Annotated in this window: 21 protein-coding genes; 10 read left to right on the top strand and 11 right to left on the bottom strand. The window is 72.4% G+C overall.

Annotated features, from left to right (window positions below; genetic code table 11):
- Positions 1–33: 33 nt before the first annotated feature.
- The 5 genes from ACFY0D_RS27150 to ACFY0D_RS27170 form a co-directional block, all read right to left on the bottom strand.
- The gene (locus tag ACFY0D_RS27150) at positions 34–1,560 is read right to left on the bottom strand and encodes an MFS transporter (RefSeq protein ID WP_390800669.1); all 1,527 of its coding nucleotides are present in this window, start codon (positions 1,558–1,560) and stop codon (positions 34–36) included.
- 113 nt (positions 1,561–1,673) lie between these two features.
- A complete protein-coding gene (locus tag ACFY0D_RS27155) occupies positions 1,674–3,680 on the bottom strand; it encodes an AAA family ATPase (RefSeq protein ID WP_390800670.1) in 2,007 nt (668 codons plus the stop codon).
- 267 nt (positions 3,681–3,947) lie between these two features.
- On the bottom strand, positions 3,948–4,340 hold the full coding sequence (locus tag ACFY0D_RS27160) for a nuclear transport factor 2 family protein (RefSeq protein WP_390800671.1): 393 nt from the start codon (positions 4,338–4,340) through the stop codon (positions 3,948–3,950).
- Positions 4,341–4,548: 208 nt separating this feature from the next.
- On the bottom strand, positions 4,549–5,769 hold the full coding sequence (locus ACFY0D_RS27165; RefSeq protein ID WP_390800672.1) for a cytochrome P450, cyclodipeptide synthase-associated: 1,221 nt from the start codon (positions 5,767–5,769) through the stop codon (positions 4,549–4,551).
- A gap of 442 nt (positions 5,770–6,211) precedes the next feature.
- On the bottom strand, positions 6,212–6,700 hold the full coding sequence (locus ACFY0D_RS27170) for a hypothetical protein (RefSeq protein WP_390800673.1): 489 nt from the start codon (positions 6,698–6,700) through the stop codon (positions 6,212–6,214).
- Between the two features lie 323 nt (positions 6,701–7,023).
- On the opposite strand from ACFY0D_RS27170, the gene ACFY0D_RS27175 reads away from it, so the two are divergent.
- Positions 7,024–7,323 carry a hypothetical protein gene (locus ACFY0D_RS27175; protein WP_390800674.1) on the top strand — a complete coding sequence of 100 codons (300 nt, stop codon included), beginning with the start codon at positions 7,024–7,026 and terminating at the stop codon, positions 7,321–7,323.
- Positions 7,324–7,389: 66 nt separating this feature from the next.
- Here ACFY0D_RS27175 and ACFY0D_RS27180 read toward each other — a convergent pair whose 3' ends face one another.
- Positions 7,390–7,935, bottom strand: a complete 546-nt coding sequence (locus ACFY0D_RS27180; RefSeq protein WP_390800675.1) for an HPP family protein — start codon at positions 7,933–7,935, stop codon at positions 7,390–7,392.
- Positions 7,936–8,220: 285 nt separating this feature from the next.
- Here ACFY0D_RS27180 and ACFY0D_RS27185 point away from each other — a divergent pair, with 285 nt between their 5' ends.
- The 3 genes from ACFY0D_RS27185 (at position 8,221) to ACFY0D_RS27195 (ending at position 11,365) form a co-directional block, all read left to right on the top strand.
- Positions 8,221–9,183, top strand: coding sequence for an endonuclease/exonuclease/phosphatase family protein (locus tag ACFY0D_RS27185; protein ID WP_390800676.1), 963 nt, complete (start codon positions 8,221–8,223; stop codon positions 9,181–9,183).
- A gap of 209 nt (positions 9,184–9,392) precedes the next feature.
- Entirely contained in the window at positions 9,393–10,007 is a 615-nt protein-coding gene (locus tag ACFY0D_RS27190) for a dihydrofolate reductase family protein (RefSeq protein ID WP_390800677.1), read from the top strand.
- 2 nt (positions 10,008–10,009) lie between these two features.
- The gene (locus ACFY0D_RS27195; RefSeq protein ID WP_390800678.1) at positions 10,010–11,365 is read left to right on the top strand and encodes a ClC family H(+)/Cl(-) exchange transporter; all 1,356 of its coding nucleotides are present in this window, start codon (positions 10,010–10,012) and stop codon (positions 11,363–11,365) included.
- A 44-nt stretch (positions 11,366–11,409) separates the two neighbouring features.
- On the opposite strand, the gene ACFY0D_RS27200 is transcribed toward ACFY0D_RS27195, so the two are convergent.
- Complete coding sequence (locus tag ACFY0D_RS27200) at positions 11,410–11,955, bottom strand: hypothetical protein (RefSeq protein ID WP_390800679.1); 546 nt, start codon at positions 11,953–11,955, stop codon at positions 11,410–11,412.
- 151 nt (positions 11,956–12,106) lie between these two features.
- Here ACFY0D_RS27200 and cutA point away from each other — a divergent pair, with 151 nt between their 5' ends.
- On the top strand, positions 12,107–12,430 hold the full coding sequence (gene cutA, locus ACFY0D_RS27205) for a divalent-cation tolerance protein CutA (RefSeq protein WP_390800680.1): 324 nt from the start codon (positions 12,107–12,109) through the stop codon (positions 12,428–12,430).
- 293 nt (positions 12,431–12,723) lie between these two features.
- Positions 12,724–13,890 carry an alanine--tRNA ligase-related protein gene (locus ACFY0D_RS27210; RefSeq protein WP_390800681.1) on the top strand — a complete coding sequence of 389 codons (1,167 nt, stop codon included), beginning with the start codon at positions 12,724–12,726 and terminating at the stop codon, positions 13,888–13,890.
- A gap of 150 nt (positions 13,891–14,040) precedes the next feature.
- On the opposite strand, the gene ACFY0D_RS27215 is transcribed toward ACFY0D_RS27210, so the two are convergent.
- Together ACFY0D_RS27215 and ACFY0D_RS27220 are read right to left on the bottom strand one after the other, a co-directional pair.
- Entirely contained in the window at positions 14,041–16,551 is a 2,511-nt protein-coding gene (locus tag ACFY0D_RS27215; RefSeq protein WP_390800682.1) for a CehA/McbA family metallohydrolase, read from the bottom strand.
- A 112-nt stretch (positions 16,552–16,663) separates the two neighbouring features.
- On the bottom strand, positions 16,664–17,455 hold the full coding sequence (locus ACFY0D_RS27220; protein ID WP_390800683.1) for an SDR family NAD(P)-dependent oxidoreductase: 792 nt from the start codon (positions 17,453–17,455) through the stop codon (positions 16,664–16,666).
- Between the two features lie 147 nt (positions 17,456–17,602).
- Between ACFY0D_RS27220 and ACFY0D_RS27225 the strand changes: the two genes are divergently transcribed.
- On the top strand, positions 17,603–18,175 hold the full coding sequence (locus tag ACFY0D_RS27225; RefSeq protein WP_390800684.1) for a TetR/AcrR family transcriptional regulator: 573 nt from the start codon (positions 17,603–17,605) through the stop codon (positions 18,173–18,175).
- 89 nt (positions 18,176–18,264) lie between these two features.
- Here ACFY0D_RS27225 and ACFY0D_RS27230 read toward each other — a convergent pair whose 3' ends face one another.
- Entirely contained in the window at positions 18,265–18,801 is a 537-nt protein-coding gene (locus tag ACFY0D_RS27230) for an NUDIX hydrolase family protein (RefSeq protein WP_390800685.1), read from the bottom strand.
- A gap of 140 nt (positions 18,802–18,941) precedes the next feature.
- On the opposite strand from ACFY0D_RS27230, the gene ACFY0D_RS27235 reads away from it, so the two are divergent.
- The 3 genes from ACFY0D_RS27235 (at position 18,942) to ACFY0D_RS27245 (ending at position 21,285) form a co-directional block, all read left to right on the top strand.
- Positions 18,942–19,781, top strand: a complete 840-nt coding sequence (locus tag ACFY0D_RS27235; protein WP_390800686.1) for a hypothetical protein — start codon at positions 18,942–18,944, stop codon at positions 19,779–19,781.
- Positions 19,782–19,924: 143 nt separating this feature from the next.
- On the top strand, positions 19,925–20,293 hold the full coding sequence (locus tag ACFY0D_RS27240) for a hypothetical protein (protein WP_390800687.1): 369 nt from the start codon (positions 19,925–19,927) through the stop codon (positions 20,291–20,293).
- 104 nt (positions 20,294–20,397) lie between these two features.
- On the top strand, positions 20,398–21,285 hold the full coding sequence (locus ACFY0D_RS27245) for a hypothetical protein (protein ID WP_390800688.1): 888 nt from the start codon (positions 20,398–20,400) through the stop codon (positions 21,283–21,285).
- Positions 21,286–21,295: 10 nt separating this feature from the next.
- Here ACFY0D_RS27245 and ACFY0D_RS27250 read toward each other — a convergent pair whose 3' ends face one another.
- Positions 21,296–22,552, bottom strand: coding sequence for an IS701 family transposase (locus tag ACFY0D_RS27250; RefSeq protein WP_390800758.1), 1,257 nt, complete (start codon positions 22,550–22,552; stop codon positions 21,296–21,298).
- Between the last annotated feature and the right edge of the window lie 52 nt (positions 22,553–22,604).

Raw genomic sequence — 22,604 nt, forward strand, 5'->3', positions numbered from 1 at the left:
ATGAGATGTGTCGGTGGTGCGGCTGTGGCTGATCTACCGGGCCGGCCCGGCGGGGGAGAGCGGGGAGGTTCCCGGGTCCGTGGCGGGCAGGGCGGTGGCGGCGGTCGGGGTACGGGCCCCGCTGCGGCGGGTGAGGAACAGTGCGAGGAGTGCGGTGGTGGCGAGGACGGCGGCGGAGACGGTGAAGGCGGCCCGGTATCCGGCGGTGAGGGCTTCCAGGGGAGGCAGGCCGGTGGACGCGTGGGTGGTGACGGAGCCGGCGAGGGTGGCCAGGGCGGCGAGGCCGATCGCGCCGCCGACCTGCCGGGTGGTGTTCACCAGTCCGCCGGCCAGCCCCGCGTCCTGCCGCGGTACGCCGTCCACGGCGAGCGCGGTGAGCTGGACGAAGGCGATGCTCAGGCCCAGACCGACCAGGATGCTCGGCCCCAGGACATCGACGAGATAGCTCCCGTCCGCCCGCATCCACGACAGCCACAGCAGACCGGCCGCCTCGGTCAGCAGGGCCGCGGTCACGGTCGCGGTGGCACCGATGACCCGGGCGACCCGCGGTGCGAGAGCGGAGCCGATCATATGGGCGAGGGCGAGCGGGAGTTGTCCCACACCGGTGACCAAGGGGCCGGATCCGAGGACCTGTTGCTGGTAGAGCGGCAGGAAGAAGAACAGGGCGATCCATACGGAACCCAGCAGCGCCATCAGCACATTGCCCGCGGCGACCCGCCCGGCGGTGAGCAGCCGCGGCGGTATGAGCGCGTTCGGCCGGCGGCGCTCGATCACATAGAAGGCCGCGAGCAGCACGGCGGCGGCGCCGAGGGAGCCCAGCACCAGGGCGTCGGTCCAGCCGGCGCCGCGTGCGGTGGTCAGCCCCCACACCAGGCAGGTCAGGGCGAGGGTGACGGTGACGGTGCCCAGCAGGTCGAACCGGCCGCGCTGCCGCTCGCCCTTTCCGCCGGCCTCCGCCGGCGCGTCCCGTGGCACCAGCGCCACCACGGCGGCCAGCACCACCGCCGCTCCGAGCGCCACCGAGTGGAAGATCCAGGGCCAGCCCCAGGCCTGGGTGAGCACACCGCCCAGCAGCACACCGCCCGCCGCTCCCGCGCCGGAGACCGCTCCCCACACGCCCAGCGCCCTGCCGCGCCCGGGGCCGGGCGGGAACCGGTCCATCACCAGGGCGAGCGCGGCCGGGGCGATCGCGGCGGCGCCGACGCCCTGCACCGCACGGGCCGTGATCAGCACGCCGGCGGAGGTGGTCAGTCCCGCCGCCACCGAAGCCAGCGCGAACAGGGCGAGCCCGGCGGCCAGCACCCGGCGGCGGCCGAGCAGGTCGGCAACCCGTCCGCCCGCCAGGAGCAGCGCGCCGAACGCCAGGCCGTAGGCGTTGACCACCCAGGTGGTCCCGCCGTCCGAGAGGCCGGCCCCCGCACGGATCTGCGGCAGCGCCACATTGACGATCGAGGTGGCGAGCATGACGGTGAACTGGGCCGCGGCGAGCGCGGCGAGCACCGCTCCCGGCCCGGGGGCCCGGCCTGCTGCCCGGCCCGTCTGCGTGAGTGCAACGTTCATGTCGCACAGACTCGGCGCGGACGGTGTCCACTATCCAGGCCCGGCCGGGGTGGCCACTGTCCACTCCTGTCCGCACCTGTCCACCCGGCAGCGGCGAAGCCGCGCGTCCGCCGTCACTGACGGGGGTCGTGCAACTCCCGCTGCCACAGGGCCTCGCAGAGCAGGTCCAGGCCCTGGCGCAGGTGGCGACGGTAGGTGCCGTACGGAAGGCCGAGGCGGCGGGCCGCCGCCTCCTGGGTGGGCGCGCCGGAGAAGTAGCCCGCCGTCAGGGCCTCGCGGGCACGCACCCCGCGCGGGTCGAGCCCGAGGTCGTCGACGGCCCGGCGCAGCAGGGCACGCAACTCCCCGACAGGATCACCGAGGTCGGCCGCGAGACGGGTGCGCATCAGGGCACAGGCGGCGAACGCGTCCGCATCACGCCAGTGGGCCAGCGCCTCGCGTACGGCCTGGTCGAACGCGGTGCGCGAGACGGGCGACGGTCCCGACGGCGCAGCGGGCGCTTCGGTGGCCGTTATGAAGTGCATGAGCCATGACTCCACCGGCAGTTGACGCCAGTCGACGCCGAACAGCCCGTACGTGTACTCGCCGACCCGCGGCCGCGCCCCCGTGTCCACCAGGGTGCCCTTGACGCGTTCGGCCCAGGTCTCGGCGTCCCGGAAGACGGCGAAGCCGTACGCGCGCCCGCGGGCGCGGGCCGCCTCCGCCTGGGCCCGGGAACTGCTCAGGTCGATGACGCGCGAGGGCACCTGGTACTGCTCGGGGTAGATCGAGAAGCGGCTGACCCCGATGTGCTCACCGGGGCTCACCGGCGCGGTGGCCTCGGTGTACCGCCACGCGGCGGCCACGACGGGATCGGTGGCCAGGTCCTGGGCGTCGGGAGGGGAGGGCAGGGCCAGCCGGGCCGTGAACGCCACGATCCGGCCCGTGCTCACGAGCCGGTAGACGCTGAAGGCCTGCGGCTGGCGCTGCGCCCAGTAGCGGACCAGGTCCGCGGACGCGGCCCCTTCCGTCTCGGTGGCCATGCGCAGGATGACATCGATGTCGTCCGGCTGCAGAGGACGGTCGTGGACCTCGTCCTCGCGGGACCAGGAGCGCAGCCGGGCCAGCGTCGCGCCCTCCCGGAACAGGTAGAAGAGATCGTCGGTGACCGTCCACACCCGCTCCTCGGGCGCCTCGCGCAGGATGCGCAGGTACTCGTCCGCCAGGCGCTGGCGCATCGCCTCGAAGGCGTTGGGCGCCCGCCAGCGCAGGTCGGCGGCCAGCGTCTCGCGTGCCGCGTCGTGCGGGTACAGGCCCCGCAGGGTGGACTCCATGAACGGCAGGTCCCGCAGCCAGGAGAAGAGCGGATGGACGTCCTCCCCGGGAAGGACCGCGGCCAGCAGCTCCTCGGACGTCGAGTGGGCCTGCGCCGCCACCTCCAGGGCACGGCGGTGGGCCGCCGTGGGCACCTCCCCGATCAGCCCCGCCAGCAGGGTGCGCAGCACGTCCGCCGTGGGCGCCCAGATCTCCTCCCGGCCGCAGCCCTCGGATCCGGCCGCGGCCGCCAGCGACAGCGCCAGCGGGTTGCCTCCGGCGAAGCGCAGCACCCGGTCGCGTAGTTCGGGCCGGATCTGCGCCGCCACCAGCAGGCTCCGGGCCTGCTCCGCGGAGAACGGCTCCAGCTCGCTCACGTGCAGGAGCCGGGACCAGGCGGGATCGGCGGCCCACTGCGGCTGCGGAGCGCGCCGGCCGCCGAGGACGACCAGGGTGTCGTCCGCGGCGCGCGGCAGGAAGTGGTGCCACAGCCAGCTCTCCAGCCACTGGCAGTGCTCGAAGGAGTCCACGAAGAGGACTGTGCCCGGGACGTCCAGGAACGGTCCGGCGGCGTGCTCGAAATCGGCCGGGTCCCGGCTGACGAACCGGCCGTCGAGTTCGACGAGCAGCCGGCCGGCCGCCCGCGCGTGGTCCGCCAGTCGCCGCAGCAGCGTCGACTTCCCGATGCCGCCCGGCCCGTACACGTAGAACGCGAACGGCGCCTGCGGATCACCGGCCAACGCCGCGCCGAAGCGCCCGAGTTCCTCGTCCCGGCCGACGAAGGCCCGTACGCGCGCTCTGCTCAGTCTTTCCCCCACGGACACCATGGCGGCTCCATCCCTTTGTTCCGGCAGCGGACAGCGATCGTGGTGGTCCGGGATCCTTCGCGGACCACCTGGCTCCGACCTGGCGAAGCCGTGCCGGCCTCCTCATGGAGGGGCCGGGCGTGACGGCGGGTGAGCGGTGCGAGCCGGCCGGGAGGACGTCACGGACGCCGGGTCCTCGTCGTTCCCGCCGGGAGCCGCACACCCTGGAGGCTCGGTCGGGTCACGGGCCCTTCGCGGAGCGGGCGCTCCGCGTAAGGCCCGTTCATGTCACCTGATGAGACCGAGATTCCCGTCGTCGGGTTGACCGGTGACCAGGAGGGTGGTCTCTTCGACGCGCCGGAAGCGGCCGTCGGGGGCCAGCTCGGCGAAGAGGTAGACCTCGGTGCGGGAGGTGTGGCCGTCGTCGTGGACGAGGGTGACGGTGTGCCGGTCGGCGTAGCGCGGTCCGTCGCGGAGCTCGTCGTGGACCTCGATGTGCCCGCTGCGGATCAGGGAGCGCAGGCGCGTCATGTGCTCGGCGAACGAGGTCCGGTCACTCCACACGCCGTTGGTGCGCTGGCGGTAGTCGGCGGTGAAGTGCCGGTCGATGGCTTCGGTGAGGTCGAGGCCCGGGGTGAACAGCAGGTCGTCGATGGCTCGGGTGATGTCGGTCGGTGTCATGGTCGTCTTCGCCTGCTCGGAGTGGGGGGTGTACGGGGGAGGTCCGGGTTCCAGGAGCCGCGGAGGACTGTGCCCGGGGGAAGCCCGGGAAGCCCGGGACGCGCGGGAAAGCGGGGGAGGCCGGGGACGCCGGGGAGGCCGGGGATGCCGGGGATGCCGGGCGAGGGACGGACGCCGGTCATGTACGTCGGTCACGGCCGGTGCCGCTTCAGCGGACGGGGGTGAAGTCCAGCGACAGCGAGAGTGGGCCCCGGGTGTACAGGCCGGCCTCCTGGTACCGGAAGCCGGGGCTGTAACGGACCTGGTCGAGCAGGGGCAGGAGCATCGCGGCGACGGTCTCGATCTCGGCGCGCGCGAAGGCCGAGCCGACGCACTGGTGGAGTCCGGTACCGAAGGACAGGTGCTGGGCAGCCGCGGTGAAGGAGCGGGCGGTGCCCAGGTCCGGGCGGTGGATGTCGAAGGTGTCCGGGGCGGTGAAGGCGTCCGGGTCGCGGTTGGCCGCGCCGATCATGCAGAAGACGGTGGCGCCCGCCGGGACGGTGGTCCCGGCGAACACGCTGTCCTCCTCCGCCTGGCGGGGAATGAGCTGGACCGGCGGGGTGTAACGCAGGGTCTCGGCGATCGCGGCGGCCAGCAGGTCCGGGTCCCGGCGGACCTGTGCCAGCTGCTCGGGGTGGTCGATCAGGTGCTTGAAGAGCAGGGCCAGTGTCTTGTCCGCGGGCTCGGCGGCGGCGACGAGGACGTTGATGATCAGCGCGGTGACGTCGCGATCGCTCATGGCGATGCCGTCGAACTCGGCGGTGCACAGCTTCGATATCAGGTCGTCGCCGGGGTGGCGGCGCCGCTGTTCGATCACGGGGAGGAGATAGGCCTCCAACCGCTCGGCGCAGTCCATGCAGTGGCGGCGGCGTTCGGGGGTGAGGGTGAGGCTGGTGATGAACTCGGCCACACCGCTGTGCCAGGCGGCCACCTGTTGCCAGTCCCTTCGGTCCAGGCCCAGGACGTCGAGCGTCACGTGGACGGCGAAGGGCTTGCCGAAGTCGTTGACCAGGTCCATCCGGCCCCGGGCGAGGAAGGGGGCCAGGAGTTCGGCGGCGTTGGCGTGGATGGCGCGTATCTGGTCCTGGAGTGCCGGACCGGTGAAGGCCCGGACGACGATTCTTCGTTTGGCGGTGTGCTCGGCCCCGGTCATCTGGGCGAGCACCGGCCCGCGCATCACCGGCTCGGCGCGCACCTGCAGTGTCTCGGTGGTGAACGCCTCATGGTCGGTCAGCACCCGCTTCACGTCCTCGTGGCGGGAGAGGAAGTAGCTGTCGATCGCCGGCTCGTAGTGCACCGGAGCTCGCTCCCGCAGCCGTGCGAAGGAGCGGTGGGGGGCGGCGGCGAAGTCCTCGGACAGGACGCTGAAACCGGTGTCGGCCACGGACATGGTAAAGACCTCTCGAACTGCGCAACGCGTGGGGGGACAAGGACCGGGGTCGGCGAAGCGTGCGCCCTGGTCCTGGCCGAAGGGGGGTTCCGGCCGGGGCGCCGCCTGTGCCCCTCGCGTTCGCGAGAGAGCGGGCAGGCGGGTCGCCCGGCCTGCAAGACGTGCGAACGGCCGCATGGGTTGCGCAGGTTGGGGCGACTTCCCACCCGACCATTGGGCGGAAACCGATGCAAGATCCGCAGCTCACGGCATCAAGTCGGCCCGATGCCGCCCGCTGTCGCGGTGCTTGCTCCTGCGGCTGGTGTGTTCAGGATGAATCAGATCGGATCGTGTCGGATCAGGGCGCATCAGGTGGACGACCTGCAGGACCGGCCGACCTCCGTGAGCCGTGGCCGCCGACCACCGAAACCGGCCAGGTCGCCGATCAGTCCAAAAGAGAGGGCTAGGAGGCGGCGCAGGTACGGTCGCCGAGGCCGCCGAGCCGGAGCTGAGCCTCGGAAGTCGTGCCGTCGTGGCTCAGCAGCAGAGCGATGCTGCCCTTCGTGTAGTCCGGGAACCACACGGCGTACAGCGTCCGGGCACCGTGCGCGACGGTACCGACCCGGCGGACCTCCAGGGGTTCGCCGCCGCAGGTCGCGGAGGTCACCTGCTGGTGGTCGGCGGCGAAGAGAAGAACCCAGCCATCGGTGAAGAGGGTCGCGAGCGTGCCCACTCCCCTCACGTTCTCGATGGCCATGGGCTCGGAGGCGCAGGCTCGCTCGGAGAACGTGGTTCCGGCAACCGACGCCCAGCACAGCCGCTGGTCGGGCGTCTCCCAAGCGTAGGCGGCGCCGGTCGGCCAGGCCTCGACCAGCATCAGGCCCTGAGAGCCGGGGGCGTCGGCGCCCACCGCCCCCGACGTCATCAGGGCGGTACGGGTCCGGTCGACCACCTCGGTCAGACCCGGGGGCGAGGGAGTCGGCGCAGCGGTCGAGGAGGCGGCTCGGGTGGCCGACGGCCTCGCAGAGCCCCCTTCGCCACCCGAGCAGCCCGTGGAGGCCGTGACCAGCAGTATCGCTGCGCCGAAGGCAGCGCGAAGTAGGTATCGCACGAGCGTCCCCCCTGTGTGCGCCCTGAGGCCAGGGCGCCAGCAGAATCAGTCACAGCTCTTCAACTGATGGTTAGGGTAAGCCGTGTTCGAACGCCGGGGCGACTGGATTCGCACGTGCGGCACCCCTTGTGGCCTTGCCCCCAGTGGACCCGAGAGGACCTGCCTTGAACGCCTCGCCAGCCTTGTCGTCCGCCGTCGAGGAAGAGGAGAAGCCCGGTTGGGGTCTGGCCGTGACGCTGTTCGCCGTGCTGTCCCTCGTGCTCCGGATCACCGAGGTCCGGTCCTGGTGGGCCGTCCTCTGGGCGCCGTTGTTCGTGCTCGGCCTCGGCTGCGTGGCGTACGCATGGCGGCTGACGGCCCGCAGCCGGTGGAGTATGGGCCCCATGGAGTGGGTGTTCCTGGTCGTCGCCCACCTCAGTCTGGTCGCCGCGCTGGCGAGGATCTTCGGTTTCCTGCCCCGATGAGGGCGACGCCGGAAGGGGAGCCTTCGGCGGCCGCGGCGTAGCGCGTCGTACGCCGCGCCGCCGCCGCTACCACCAGCGGACGGGGTACCGGGCTGCGCCCCGGCGTACGCGGGACGCCGCGAAGCCGGCGAGGACGAGGACCACGGTGGCGCCGAGCAGCAGGGGGACGAACCGCACAGGTGCGGGGGCCTGCAGCACGACGACGACGGCGGTGGCGCAGGCGGGCGAGTGCGGGGTCCGGGCGAGGGTGGTGGCGGCGAACGTCAGCCCCCCGGCCAGCGCAGCGCTCCAGGGGCCGCTCTGCCACAGCGCGAGGACCACGTACCCGGCTCCGGCGCCCAGCAGGTGCGCGACGACGACGCTCCGGGGCTGGGCCGTGGGCAGGGTGGGCGTGCTGTGCAGGACTCCGGCACTGGCGGCAAGGGACGGTATGAGCACCGGTTCGCCGATCGCCGCCCCGATGGCCGCGAGCACGAGCAGGACGGCGGTGACCGCGCCGACGCCGTGGAGGGCCGCTCCCGCGCGCCCGCGCCGCCTCGGGAGCGGAACGTCCTCGCGAGGCGGCCGGGGGCCGGGCGCGTGGCGCTGGGGCAGCATGGAGTCAGCGTTCACTAGGGCGGCTCCTGGCACGGCGGTACACGGGTCGGCGGGTCGGTGGGACGACGGGAGGGGTCGCACCGTCAGCCACCCTGCACCGTCGATCTGTCACCGGCCTACAACGCCCAGCGCTCACCCGTGTTCGACCGGGAGCCTGAGGGCCGTCCTTGCCCTGCCCGACGTCCCCGACGTCCCCGACGTCCGCGGTGTTCAGGCAGCTGCCCCGATATTTCGTGGCGCGCATGTTCGACGACTGTGAGAATGCGCGCCACCTGTAATCGATCACGGAACGAGCTGCCCGTGCGCCCTGTCCTACGCGTCTTACTCGCGAGCCTCTTCTCCGTCGGACTGCTCTTCGCCTCGGGCCCCGGCCCCGCGCAGGCCGACACCCCCGACGCCGCCAACTGGCCGAGCCCCAGGTTCATCACGTACAACGTCTGCGGCGCGTCCTGCGCCATCTACAACGGGTCCGGAACCGCCTGGCGCGACAAGCTCGTCGGCGCCATGGACAACTGGAACGCGGACCTCGTGATGCTGCAGGAAATGTGTTACGGACAGTGGGTGCTGCTGCGTGACGGGCTGCAGAACCGCACCGACGGCGGCCAGATGTACGACTCCGTCTGGGGCGCCGCCCTGCCCCATGCGGACAAGTGCGCCAAGTGGGGTGCCGACACCCGCTACGGTCTGGCGACCTTCGCCAAGGGAAGCCCCGGCGTGATCAACAACGGGAGTCGGAGCGTCACCATGCTCGACAACCGGTCGGGCGGTGAACAGCGGATCCTGCTGTGCGCCCGCGCCGCTGTCGGCGAGCGCACGGTCCGTGCGTGCAACACCCACCTCAGCTTCAAGGGGGACGAGCCGGAGGCCCAGGCCGCACAGGTGGCCCGCGTCACGCGTGGTTTCGCCGACCAGGGAGACCCGGTGGTGCTCGCCGGAGACTTCAACATGCTGCCCAAGGACGCGCGCATGGCTCCCCTCTACAACCACGGCGGGGGAACCGGGGTGTTCCAGGAGGTCGACGAGAACGACAAGTCGGAGTTCACCGGTTCCGACTGCCCCCAGTCCGGGGACCGCTGCCGCAGCGGTGAGGCGACCGTCGAGCGGGCCAGCGGATGCTCGCCGCATGCAAGCCCTGAAGGCAAGATCGACTACATCTTCCTGAGCTACTACTGGTTCAAGACCGTGCGCGGAGACGCCGCCGCCTGCACCCCGGGCATGTCCGACCACCACCTCCTGCGCGGCGCAGCGGCCTGGGAGAACTGACGGGCCGACCGAAGGCCCGCCCTCAGGGGAGGGGCGCGACGGCACCGGTCCGCATGACATGTGGCCACGTGGCCACATGAACGCCGGCGCCCCTCCCCGCACCGAAGCCGTATGCGTCCCTGCCGGGGAGTCGTACGCCGCCCGGCGGTCGCGTGCCCTTGGATGGGGCCGTACGCGGACGGACCGACCACCATCTCCCGGAGACCGGTATGAGGAAGATCAAGGCGCAGCTGTTCATCTCGCTCGACGGTGTCGTCGAGGCGCCCGATCAGTGGCACTTCCCCTACTTCAACGAGGAGATGGGCGCGGCCGTCGACGCGACCCTCGGCAGGGCCGACACCCTGCTGCTCGGGCGCCGGACCTACGACAGCTTCGCGGGCGCCTGGCCGGACCGGGAAGCGGTCGGCGGGGAGGACGCCCCGTTCGCCGAGGTGCTCGGTGACGCCCGCAAGATCGTGGTGTCGAACAGCCCGAAGGACTTCACCTGGCGGAACTCCGAACTGCTCGTCGGCGACCTCACCACAGCGGTCGCCGCGCTGAAGAACGCGCCGGACACGGACACACCCGTCTGGATCAGCGGCTCGGTCTCCGTCGTACGTCAACTGGTGGCCGCCGGGCTCCTGGACGAACTGAACCTCCTGCTGCACCCGATCGCCGTACGCAACGGCATGCGCCTGTTCGAGGAGGACGCGCCGTCGATCCCGCTGGAGCTGGTGTCCGCCGAGACCTTCCGGACCGGTGTGCTGAACCTCTTCTACGCCGTGGCCACCGCACCCGGTGAGGGGACGTACGAGGACGCCAAGACCTACCTGCCCCAGCACTAGCAATGAGCGAGGCCCCGCGCCGCGTCCGTTCCGGTCGGCGGCGATCCGGCCGCCCCTTCGTGGTCGCGGGGGTGGCGGGCGCTCTGGTCGGGCTGGTCGGCGGCGGATTCCGGTGGTGCCTGGAGCATGCCGACCAGCTGCGCGGTTCGGTTCTGGAGGCGGCCTCCGGGCTGGGGGCGGCGGGCCGGCTGATTCCGGTCGTCCTCACCGCGGTGGGCGCCGCGGTGGCGTGTGCGATCGCCCAGCGGGTCCCGCACGCCGCGGGCAGCGGGATCCAGCACGTGGAAGCCGTATGGCGGCAGGAGGCCGAGGCCCGTACGGCCTGGCTGCTGCCCGCGAAGTTCCTGGGTGGTCTCATCGCGATCGGGTCGGGCCTGGTCCTGGGAAGGGAGGGGCCGATCGTCCACATGGGCGCCGCGATCGGGTCCGCGGCGGGCCGGCGCGGCCGCCTGGATGCAGCGGACTCACGGGAAGCGGGGGACGGGCCGGGCGCGGGGGACGCGCAGGGCGCGGAGGACGTCCGCATGCTGCACACCGCGCTCGGCGGGGCGGGCCTGGCGGTGGCGTTCACCGCCCCGCTGGGCGGGCTGTTGTTCGTCTGCGAGGAGGTGACCGGCACCGTCCGGCCGCGTCTGGTGCTCCTGACCCTCGTCGGCACCGTCACGGCGGTGGCCTGCTCCCGGCTCATCGTGGGTGACGCGCTCGTCCTTCCGTTGTCGGACGCCCCCGCCCCTCCGCTGTGGATGCTGCCGGTCTTCCTGCTGTCCGGGATGACGGCCGGCGCGCTGGGCGCCGCGTACAGCGCTCTGGTCGTACGGACACTGGAGGTGTGCGACCGGCTGACCCGGGTGCCCCTGGTCGCACGCGCCGCGGTCATCGGGGCCGGCGTCGGCGCGCTGATGGCCTTCGATCCGCTCCTCACGGGCGGCGGCGACCAGTTGAGCGAGCGCCTGCTGACGGGCGGAAGCCTGACGGTGGCGGCGCTGGTGCTCTGCCTCGCCGTCCGGTTCGTGGCCGGACCCCTGAGCTATGCGGCCGCGACTCCTGGCGGCCTGTTCGCCCCACTACTGGCCCTGGGAGCCCTGTGGGGGACGCTCACCCACGCGCTCGCCTCCCCCCTGCTGCCGGCCGGCTCGGCGGGCGCGGGCGCGTTCGCCGTGGTAGGGATGGCCGCGGTGTTCACGGGCGTCGTACGGGCACCACTCACGGGCGCCGTCCTGGTCGTGGAGATGACGGGGAGCGGCACGCTCCTGCTGCCCTTGCTGATCGCGTGCTTCGCCGCGACCGTGACCGCGGACCGGCTGGGCGGCGAACCCATCTACGACGCCCTGCGCCGCCGGATGCTGGAACGTGCCTGACGCGTGCCACGGAAACCGGGTCGAGGCGGCCGGCCCCCGGACCCTCACCCGGAGAGCTCGGCCCGCCACTGCCGTGGCCACTGCCCCGACGGCGGTGGAGCCCCCTCTATGCCGAGGTCGCGCCGCGCGCTCTCGTAGAAGGCGTCACGCGCCGCACTCGCGAGCCGATGCGCCGTGGTCCACCTCTCGCCGTCGACCGCACCCTCCCGTACGAGCAGCTCGACGGTCCAGACCGTCTCGTGCCAGTGCCGCGCCGCCGCGATCGTCGCCGCGTCCCCGACGAGCAGGACGGACTCCCACTCCGTCGCCCGGTGGGACTCCGCGTCGGCGAGCATGGGCAGACCCTCGGCCGGTGCCAGAGGGTCGGCCACGTCCGCGAATCCGAGAGATGCGCCGATGCGCTGGGCGACGCGAAGCTGTGCCTTGAGGGCGTTGGCGTAACGGCCGTACGTCTCGAAGCGCTTCTCGTCCCACCGCTCCTCCCGCTGCCGCCTCCACCGCCGGCGCTCGGTCAAGGTCTGTACGGCGTAGGAGCCGAGCGAACCGACCACCACGCCTATCAGAGCGGGCAGTTGATCGACCAATGCCACAGTCCCTCCCCCGAACCGGTTCCCTGATGCCGCACGATAGCCGCGCCGCGGCGGAACACCGCACGGTTCGTCACGTCCCGCCCGCGACCCGAGCCCCGCGCTGAGCGGATGGCGACCGTAGGGTGGCCGAACCCGACCCAGGAGGACCGACATGACGAGCATCGTGATCGCGCAGACGACCGTGGACGACGAGACGAGGGCGCACGAGATCGCGCGGGGCGCGGTGGAGGCCCGGCTGACGGCCGGTGTGCAGATCGACGCGCGGATGACCTCCTTCTACTGGTGGAAGGACGCCGTGCAGCACGAGCGGGAGTACCGGCTCTCCTTCAACACGACCGAGGAGAAGGTCGCCGCGCTGCGGGCATGGGTGCACGAGCAGCACCCGTACGAGGTGCCGCAGTGGATCGTGCTCCCGACCGCCGGATCCTCGGAGGAGTACCTGGCGTGGGTGGTGAAGGAAACCACGACGGAGTAGCCCGCCCCACGCCCCACGCCCCACGCCCCGCCCCCGCCCCGGCCGCCGGCGCGAAAATACCCGAGCACCGGCGGCAGGCTCGCATTATCGTGAGCCGCATGAACGTCACCGGCCCCAGCACCACCGCGACCGCGCGAGCGACCAGCTCGCCGGTTGCCGCCGCCTGACCTTCCCCTCTCCCCGGCGACCGGACAACGGTCCGTCGGTTGTGCCGTGGCGCCCTCGCCCCCCGGCCGGAGACTGCACGGACCCGTTCTCCGGTGCCTCTCCCGCTCGACGCGAAGGAGTCACCCATGAATACCGAGCAGCTGGTCACCACGTTCGTCGAGTACTTCGAAGACCGCGGGCACCGCCGTATCGTCGGCTCGACGCTGCTGCCACCGCCCGGCGACCCCGTACTCTTCACCACCTGCGGCATGCACCCGCTCACCCCCTACCTGGAGGGCCGCCCCCACCCGCTGGGCAGGCGACTGGTCAACGTCCAGCGCTGTCTGCGCACCACGGATCTGGAGGAGGTCGGCGACGCCACCCACCTGACGGTCTTCGAAATGCTCGGCACCTGGTCGCTGGGCGACTACGAAGGCCCGCTCAGTCTCGACTGGGGATACGGGCTCCTCACCGAGGGGCTGGGCGTGGATCCCGGCCGGCTGCACGCCACCGTCCACGCCGGCGACGACCGGACCGGGCCGGACACCGCCTCCCTGGAGCTGTGGCAGAAGCTCGGCGTCCCCGTCGAACTCACCGTGGAGGACAACTGGTGGTCCAACGGGCCCGTGGGACCCTGCGGTCCCGACTCGGAGATCTTCCTGTGGAGCGGCGACGGCCCGCCCGAGTCGACGCCCACCCGCGACGACCGCTGGGTGGAGGTGTGGAACCACGTGACGATGACCCACCGCCGGCTCGACGACGGTTCCCTGGTGCCCCTTCCCCAGCGCAACGTGGACACCGGCCTCGGCCTGGAGCGGCTCGCCTCCCTGCTCCAGGGCAAGCCGTCCGTGTTCGAGTGCGACGTCTTCGACCCCTGGCGCAGCGCCGTACCGGCCCTGTGGTCCCTGGACGAACGGTCGCTGCGCGTGGTCTGCGACCACCTGCGCTCGGCCGTCGTGGTACTCGGCGACGGCGTGCGCCCGGCCAACACCGGGCAGGGCTACGTGCTGCGACGCCTCGTGCGGCGGATGCTCACCGTGCTGTGGCGGGAGGACGCCTCGCGTGGCATCGAGGACCTGCCGGACGAACTGGTCCGGCACACCCTGGACCACTTCCGGCAGGACATGAGCCCGGGTGACGTACGCCGGATCCTGCGCGAGGAGGAGCGCCGGTTCCGCCGGCTCCTGGAACGCGGGCGGCAGGTGCTCGCCCGCCCCCGGTTCCGGGGCCCGCTGACCCAGGAGGACTTCCACTACCTCCACGACACCCATGGGCTGCCGCGCGAGCTGGTGACGAAGCTGCTGCAGGAGTGACGACACGGGGAACGGGCGGGGCGCATCGGCGCCTTGTCGTGCCTGATCGCCCCGAGCGGCGTGCTGGTGGGCCGGGTGGGCCGGGTGGGCCTGACGGGGTTCGCGGGTCTCTCGGCACGCCGCTGACAACGACGGACAACGCCGTGGGTCCTAGCCGGCGCTGATGGCCGTCATGTGCGTGGAGCCGTCACGCAGGGCGGTGATGCGGACCTGCCCCGCGGGGAAGGGGTCCCTCCCGTTCGGGCCGGGTACCTGGGAGAACGGCGTCCAGGAGCCGTCCGGCCTCCTGACGTTGTGCCAGATCCGTCCGTCGAGCCCCACCGCCACGACCTGGGCGGAACCGTCGGGAGTCCCGGCGATGCCGATGGCGCTGGCCCCCATGGTCGCCGTGGTGACGCCCCGCGGGGGCCGGAAGCCGGTCCAGGAACCGTCCGGCCGCCTCAGCTGGTGGTACACCATCCCGTCGAGCCCGATCGCGAGGACCTGGGAGGACCCGTCGGGCATCCCGGTGATCGCCAGGGCCGGACCGGAGAACGTCGGGGCTCCGTCGTAGCCGGCCAGGCGCCCCCAGGCCGTCCACGTCCCGTTCCGCCCGCGGGCGCAGTGGTACATGGCGCCGTCCGTGCCGTAACCGAGCAACTGGGCGGACCCGTCGGGCATGGCGGCGATCGACACCTTCGTGGCGCCCCAGCGGCTCTTCGCGGTGGTTCCGGGCAGCGCCCGGAACCCGGGCAGCCCGCCGTCGGCGCGGCGCTGCTGGTGGAAGACGGTGCCGTCCATGGCCGTCACCACGATCTGGCAGGTGCCGTCGGGAAAGGCCGCGATGTCCGCCTCGCGCACGGTGAATCCGGACGAGCCGTCCGGCCCCGCGACGCGCTGCCAGGGCTGCAGCGCCGCCGAACCCCGTACGGCGGTCAGCCACAGACCGTTGTCGGGTGCGATGCCCAGCACCATGGCCGAGCCGTCCGCCATGCCGGCCACGGCACTCTGTACCCCCGCGAACGAGCCGGAGCCGGAGCCCGAGCCGGATCCGGATCCGGCGGCCCCCGGCAGCGGACGCATGCCGCTCCATGACCCGTCGGGACGGCGCTCGGTGTGGAAGAGCACCCGCCGTTCGACGTCGTACGGGGGCAGTCGCGCGGAGTGGAACCACACCGGGTTGGTGAGGGCCACCAGTTGGTCCAGGGTGGTGGAGGCGGGCTTGGGCCGGCGCACCTCGGCCCGGGCGAACAGGGAGGCCTTGCCCCAGCCACGCCAGCGCAGCTGCCCGCTGCCGCTGCCGTCGATGCAGGTGGCGGCCATGATGCCCCACTCGGTGTACAGCGTGGCGATGCTGTCGGGAGCACCCGTCACGTTCAAGGTCACGTCGACGGCGTCGAAGAACGACAGGGGCAGTTCCTGGCCGGGTCCCGCGACCGCTCCGCCGGCGCGGGCGGTGAAGTCCAGGGTCACGGCCGCGGATTCGACGGCGTACGACCGGCCCAGGCGCAGAGCGTCCAGTACGGCGGGGGTCGACAACCGGTCGGCGTACACGACGTTGTGGGGCCGGCCGACGGCGTCCGCGGGGCTGTGCGCGTCGCTGTTGCCGACGGCGGCGACCCGCTTGCCGAGGCAGAGCATCACGTGCCAGGCGGCGATGTTGGCCGCGTCGTCCAGGGTCCACGGTCCGTTCCACACCTCCAGCGCGTCCACCCGGTCGAGGCCGAACTCCCAGAAGGAACCCGCAGCCGGAGTGAGCGGATGGGCGGCGATCGTGAGTCCGCCCAGGCTGTGCACGCGCCGGGCCTGGCCCTCGAAGGCTCCCTGGTTCGCGGGGCCGTAGCGCCAGTCCACCCATTCGCCCTGCGGCAGGCCGACGGCCAGCCAGTGGCCGTGGCGGGTGGTGACCTCCTCGGCGTTGATGACCAGCAGGTCGGTCGGGACGTTGCCGCGCCAGGTCACGCCGGTGGAGCTGGTGTTGTGGTCGGAGGTGGCGATGAAGTGCATCCCCTCCTGGCGGGCGGCCGCGACGATCTCCTCCACCGTGCGCTGCCCGTCGGAGTGGACGCTGTGCAGGTGCAGGTCGCCCCGGTACCAGCCGGGGCCCCGCCCGGCCACCGAGGCCGGCAGGATGTCGTAAGGGGTCTGGGGCAGTGGTTCCCCGTGGTGCAGGGTGACGTCGACCTGCCAGGCCATACCGCCGGTGCTGCCGACCATCGGCCCCAGGATGACCGACCAGGCGCCCGGCTCGACGGGTCCGGGCACGTAGCCGGGGGTGGCGTCCGCGGCGGAGAGGGTGAAACCGGACCGCGCGCCTCCCGACCAGCCGCGGAAGCCGGCCGGGCCGAAGACGCCGAGGTCCAGGATCCCGGCGGCGGCGTCGTGGGTCGTGGCGACGGAGATCCGCTGGACCCCGGCGGGGACGTCGAAGGCGACGTACGCCCACTGGTCGTTGCCGTAGGGGGCGTGGCCGCGGTAGGTGGTGGTCACCGTGTCGGTGCCCTGGCCCTTCGTCGAGGCGTGCGCGATCGGTGCGGGAACCAGCGCGGCGGCTCCGCCCGCGGCCAGCAGGGCCCCTAAGCGGAGCAGGGACCGCCGCTCGACAGAGGGGCCGAAGCCGGAGCCGGAGCCGGGGTCGGAGCGCGGGTCGGGCGCATCGCTCGGGAGGTGTTCACTCGGCACAGCCGTGCTCTCCGTTCACGTGGGGTGGCGTGGAAGGCGTGCGTGCTGGTGCGGGAGTGCGGGAGTGCGGGAGTGCGGCAGTGCGAGGGTGCGCGGGAACGGCCGCGCCCGGCTAACGGCGTGAGCGCTGGGCCTCGACGATCTGTCGCACGGACCCGTCGACGTCCATACGGGCCTGGACGCGCTCGGCGAACCCGGGGAACTGCCCGGCGACGGCGCTCAGCAGCCGCAGCTCCAGCGGCGCGACGTTGACCTCGCACCGGTCGCGGCGGACGGCTCGGACGACGCCGTCGGCGACCTGGCCGGGCGTGACGGTCCTGATGCCGTTCGGCGTGGTGGCACCGGTGGCGGCGAACATCCCGGCGTCGCGGACGAAGCCGGGCTGGACCAGGGACACCCCCACCCCCGTACCCCTGAGCTCCTGGCGCAGGGCGAGCGCGAATCCGCGCAGCCCGAACTTCGTCGCGTTGTACAGGGAGGTCGACTTGGTGGCCGCCTTGCCGGAAAGGGAGCCGACCAGCACGATGTGGCCGCGACCGCGGCCCACCATGTGCTCCGCGAGCAGCCGGGAGAGCAGGACGGGCGCGCGGAGGTTGACGTCGAGGGCGCGGTCGAGCTGGTCCTCGGTGTAGTCCAGGAGGTCGCCGCTGGCGGGCAGCGCGGCGTTCGCGACGAGGATGTCCGTCTCCGCGCAGCTCTCGGCGAGGTGTACGACATCGGACCGTACGGCCAGATCGGCGACCACGGTACGGGCGCCGCAGGCGTCGGCGGTGGCCTTGAGTGCTTCCTCCCGCCGCCCGGTGACCGTGAGGCGGGCCCCCTGCGCGGTCAGGCGCGCGGCCAGGGCCGCGCCGATTCCTCCGGTGGCGCCGGTGAGCAGAACGTTCGATCCGGATATGTCCACGAGCACTCCCGTGCGGCTGGCGAAGTCCCTCAACTGTTCGTTCGAACGAACAGTATGGACGGCTCCGCTCCTTGTCCACACCTCGTCGTCCTCAACTCCCCTGCCCCGCCCGGGAGGTCGAAGCGGCTCATGGGGCAGAATTACGCCATGCCCCATGCTTCCGACACCCGCCAGAGCATCATCGACGCCGTACTGCGGATCATCGGGCAGGACGGCATCGCCGCCGTCACCAACCGGCGGATCGCCAAGGAGGCCGGGGTCTCCCTCGGCTCCGTCACCTACCACTTCGCAACCCAGCACGAGCTGCTGCGTGAGAGCCTGCTGCACTTCGTGGCGGAGGAGACCCGGCACTTCACGGCGCTCGCCGACGCATGCTCCGACGAGCGGTTCGACATCGGGCAGGCGGCCGAGGTGGTGGCACAGGTGGCGGGCGGCAACGCCTTCGACAGCCGCCACATCGCGCCGTTCGAGCTGTACGTCCAGGCAGGCCGGGACGAGCGGCTGCGCGCCGCCGCGGCCGAGTGCTTCGCCGCCTACGACCTGCTGGCCACCCGCATCCTGACCCAGCTCGGCGTCCCGGACCCCGAACGCCTGGCCGGGGTGGCCGTGGCCCTGGTCTTCGGGCAGCAGCTGCGCCGCCTGGCGACCGGAGCCCCCGCCGAGGACCTCGTCGACACCCTGCTGATCCTCACGAAGTTCACCCCGGCGCAGACCCCGTAGCCGGGGCCGGCCGGCTCCGGTCGCTGCCGGCGTCCATCAGGGGCAGCGACCGGACCGGCGTGGAGCGCCGCGCGGTGGGCGCGGCGACTTCAGTACGTGTACCCCACATGCGCGAGCGCCTGCTTCAGCAGCGCCGCGTGACCGCCCGGCATCTCGCCCTGCACGGCTGCCGAGAGTGCTTCCTGCGGGCTGAACCAGACCAGGTCCAGGGCGTCCTGACGGGGGCGGCAGTCCCCCGTGACCGGCACGATGTAGGCGAGTGACACCGCGTGCTGGCGGGGGTCGTGGTAGGGGGTGACGCCCACCGTGGGGAAGTACTCGGCGACCGTGAAGGGCTGCAGGGACGTGGGGATACGGGGCAGGGCCACGGGGCCCAGGTCCTTCTCCAGGTGGCGGAGCAGGGCGTCACGGATCCGCTCGTGGTGCATGACACGGCCGGACACCAGGGTCCGGCTCATCGCCCCGTCCGTGCCGATCCGCAGGAGCAGTCCGATGGTGGTGACTTCGCCGGTGTCGTCCACGCGTACGGGGACGGCCTCGACGTAGAGGATCGGCATCTGGGCCCGGGCCATTTCCAGCTCGTCGCTGCTCAGCCAGCCGGGCGTAGTTTCGGTCGTGTCAGACATTCCTTGATCCTACTTTCCAGGGCGGGTTCCGGCCCAGACCACGCGTCCACCGGCCCGGAGAGATGGGAACCCCGAGGGCTGTCCCCGCGGCCACGGCGGCCGGAATCCCGCGGTACGCGGGGCTGGCGTACCGTTCGATCATGAGCATGCCCCAGCCCCAGCAGCCCCAGCAGCCCCCCGGCCCGTACGGCCCCCCGCAGCCCCCGAATCCCTACGGCGGACAGCCGTATGCCGCGCCGCCCGCGCACCAGCAGCCGTACCCGGGGCAGCCGTACCCGGGGCAGCCCGGTCCGCCGCACCCGTACCCCGGTCAAGGAGCGTGGGGACAGCCCCCGACGGGCACGCCGCCGCGCAAGAACCGGATAGGCATGGTGATCGGGATCGTCGCGGGAGCGGTGCTGGTGCTGGGCGCGATCGGCGCGGTCGGGGCCAGGCTGAGCGGATCCGGCTTCCCCGAGGCCCGGTACCGGCTCACCGTTCCCAAGACCCTCGTCGACGGCAAGTACGAGCTGGTCCAGGACCATTCCGCCACCGCGGGCAAGGAGGCCCTGGAGGGCACCTACGACTCGACGGTCCGCGATCCGAAGCCGGCTGCCGGTCAGTACGCCTCCGAGTCACCGAAGGAGTCGGGCGCCCTGGTCGTCTCGGGGATGTACGGCCGGTTCAAGGACACCGCGGGAGCCCGCAAGAAGATGCTGCGCGGCGCCGCGGAGTCCGAAGGCGCGTCCCTGGCGGTCCCCGCGCGGGACATCACGCCCACCGGATCCGGCATCACCCTGTCCTGCCAGGTGCTGACGGTGCGGCAGAGCGGGGTCGAGAGCTCCCTGCCGATGTGCGCCTGGGTCGACGAGAACACCGGCGCCACGGTCGGCATCATCAGCGAGGAGACCGCGCAGCAGAAGCCGGGTTCCGTCGACCTCGCCAAGACCGCCGAGACGACCCTCAAGGTGCGTGCCGAGATGCGGCAGCCGATCGGCTGACCGCGCGGCTCTAAACCGTCGCAGCGTTATGCCCAAAAGGTGACTTTCTGCAGCCGGAATCGGTCGGATAGCAATGACGAGGCGCCTGCTACGGCCTGCCGATGGTCGGCAGCGGCCCCAGCGCGCCGAGGAAGGAACGTCCCGTGATCCGCATCCGTCACGCCGCCGCTCTGGCCGCCATGGCCGCCGTCACCGCTCTCACCCTTGCCGCGAGCCCCGCCTCGGCGGCACCCGGTGACACGCTCACCATGTGCTCCAGCACGCTCACCCCGGACGGCTGGGTGGACGCCCAGTGGTGGAACAGCGGCGGGTGCGGCTCCGGCTTCACGCCCAACACCAAGCAGATCAAGGACCTCAGAGGCTACCCGGTCGGCACCCAGGTCAACGCCTGCGCGTCCACGTGGCCGCCCGCCGGCTGGACCATCACCAACACCTACTACTCCAGTGGCTGTCGCTACTCCGCAGTCCCCAGCTTCAACCCCAACACCTGGACCCTGAAGCGCACCTCCTGACACCGCGCGGGCGCCATGGTCGGCCGGATCGAGCGGGTGGCTCGTACGGCGTGTCCATCGCCGCCGGGCCGGGCCGGGCCGGCCCCGCTGCCTACCGTGGCCCCATGAGCACACGTCCAGCACCGCCGTGGGCCGGGTACGGGATCCGGTTCGCCCGGCCCGCCGAGTCGGGGGCGGTCGCCGCGCTCCTGGCCCGCGCCTTCGCCGACGACCCGGTCATGGCATGGATGATTCCCGCTGCCGACCGGGAACGCAGGATCGCCCGGTACTTCCGGCTGGCCCAGCGGCAGCAGCGGCCCCGCGCCGGTGCCGTCCGGGTCGCCGCGACGGGCGAGGGGCGGCTGCTGGCCGCCGCGCTGTGGTCGGGGCCCGGGCACTGGAAGCCCTCCGCCGTGCAGGAGCTGGCCGCGCTCCCTCGGTACGCGAGCATCTTCGGCCTTCGTGGGATGCCGCGGGCCGGGGAGGTCCAGAACGCCATGGACGAGGCCCATCCGCAGGCGCCGCACTGGTACCTGCCGTCCGTGGGGACGGACCGGGGACTCCAGGGGATGGGGGTCGGTTCGGCGCTGCTCGGTCAGCAGCTGGCCGACTGCGACCGGCGCGGGCAACCCGCCTACCTGGAGTCCAGCAATGTCACCAACCTTCCCTTCTACTCGCTGCTGACCATCGTCGGCGTGCTCGTGATGATGTTCTGGAGAAGCTGGGCTTCCGCGTCACCGGAGAGATCCGGCTCCCGGAGGGCGGACCGACCCTCTGGCCGATGTGGCGGGACGCGTCGCCCGAGCGCTGGCCGATGCGCTGAGTTGACGGTGCGCCGCGGTGGCCCTGCCTCTGGCCGTCGCCGCCGCGGCGCCGGCGTTCACCGGTCTCGCGGTACCGGCGCGGACGCAGGACTCCGCGCCGGATGCGCCCGGGACCTGGATCCAGGAGCCCCGCACCGCCGGGGCCACACCCTCGCCGCTCGGCGCCGCAGGCTAGTACTCCAGCCGTAGATCGTGATCTTCATGGCTGGGCGGCTGCTTGCCGTCGGTAGTGGCAGTCGCGGGCGCGGGCCTGGTGTCGGCGTCGCCAGTGTGACCAGCGGAGTCGGTGCGCGAGGTCGTGGGCCCGGCTGGTCAGGGTGGTGAACAGGCGTTGGATCTCGTTGCAGGTCAAGGGGATCAGGTCGTCGGGGGCGGGGTGGTCGCGGCGTTCGGCGGCTGCGGTGACGGCGAGGAAGGCGTGGGCGAGCATCGCGAGGGTGACCCAGCGGTGCCAGGAGGTCCAGCGGCGGACCTGGTGCTCGTCCAGCCCCGCCAGGCCCTTGCCAGCCTGGAAGGTCTCCTCCACCGTCCAGCGCCGTCCGGCCACCCGCACCAGGTCGGACAGCGGGACGGAGTGGGGTGAGAAGCAGCGATAGAAGGCGAGTTCGCCGCTTCTCCGGTTGCGGCGGACCAGCAGCCACCAGTGCCCGGGCCGGTCGGCGGGGCCGTGGATGTCGGCCTGGGCCCAGTCGTAGTACCGCTCGCCCTTGGCGCCCGCTCCGCCCGAGCGCCGCTGCCAGGCCCGTTTCGGGATCTTCGCCACGATGGCCTTGGCCGGGAACTTCCCTGCCACCGTGGTGACTTGGTGGGTGCTGGAGACTGCCAGGACGTAGCCGGTCCGGCGGTCTTCCAGCGCGGCCCGCAGGTGCGGGTTGTCGCCGTAGACCTCGTCGCCGGCGACCCAGCGGGCGGGCGTTCCCGCATCCAGGGCCCGGGTGATCATCCGAGCCGCCAGTACCGGCTTGGTCGTGAAGGTGAGGTCTTCGGGGATGCCGGCGGTCCGGCAGCGGTCGAGGTCGTCGGTCCACGAGCGCGGGACGTACAGGGCCCGGCCGATCGCGGCATGCCCGCAGGCGGCGGAGTAGACGAGGTAGACGGCGACCTGGGAGTTCTCGATCCGGCCCGCCGTGCCGGTGTACTGGCGCTGGACGCCGACCGTGGCGGTGCCCTTCTTCAGGTCGCCGGTCTCGTCGACCACCAGCACGGCTTCGTCATCGGCCAGGTGCTCGACCACGTAGGCGCGTACGTCGTCGCGGACCGCGTCGGCGTCCCACTTCGCGCGGTGCAGCAGGTGCTGCATGCCGTCCGGGGTGGAGTCGCCCGCGTGCTCGGCCAGCGTCCAGCAGTTCTTCCTTGGCAGGTCCGCCAGCAGGCCCAGCACCAACGCCGTTGCGTGGCGGCGTGGTTCGACCTGCGCGAACCGGCCCGCGATACGGCCCGTCAGCTGGTCGAACATCGACCGCCACCGGGCAGGCACGACGCTGTGACCTGCGGCCACCGCCTGATCT

The sequence above is a fragment of the Streptomyces sp. NPDC001502 genome (assembly GCF_042894785.1).
In the GTDB taxonomy this organism is placed as follows: domain Bacteria; phylum Actinomycetota; class Actinomycetes; order Streptomycetales; family Streptomycetaceae; genus Streptomyces; species Streptomyces kutzneri.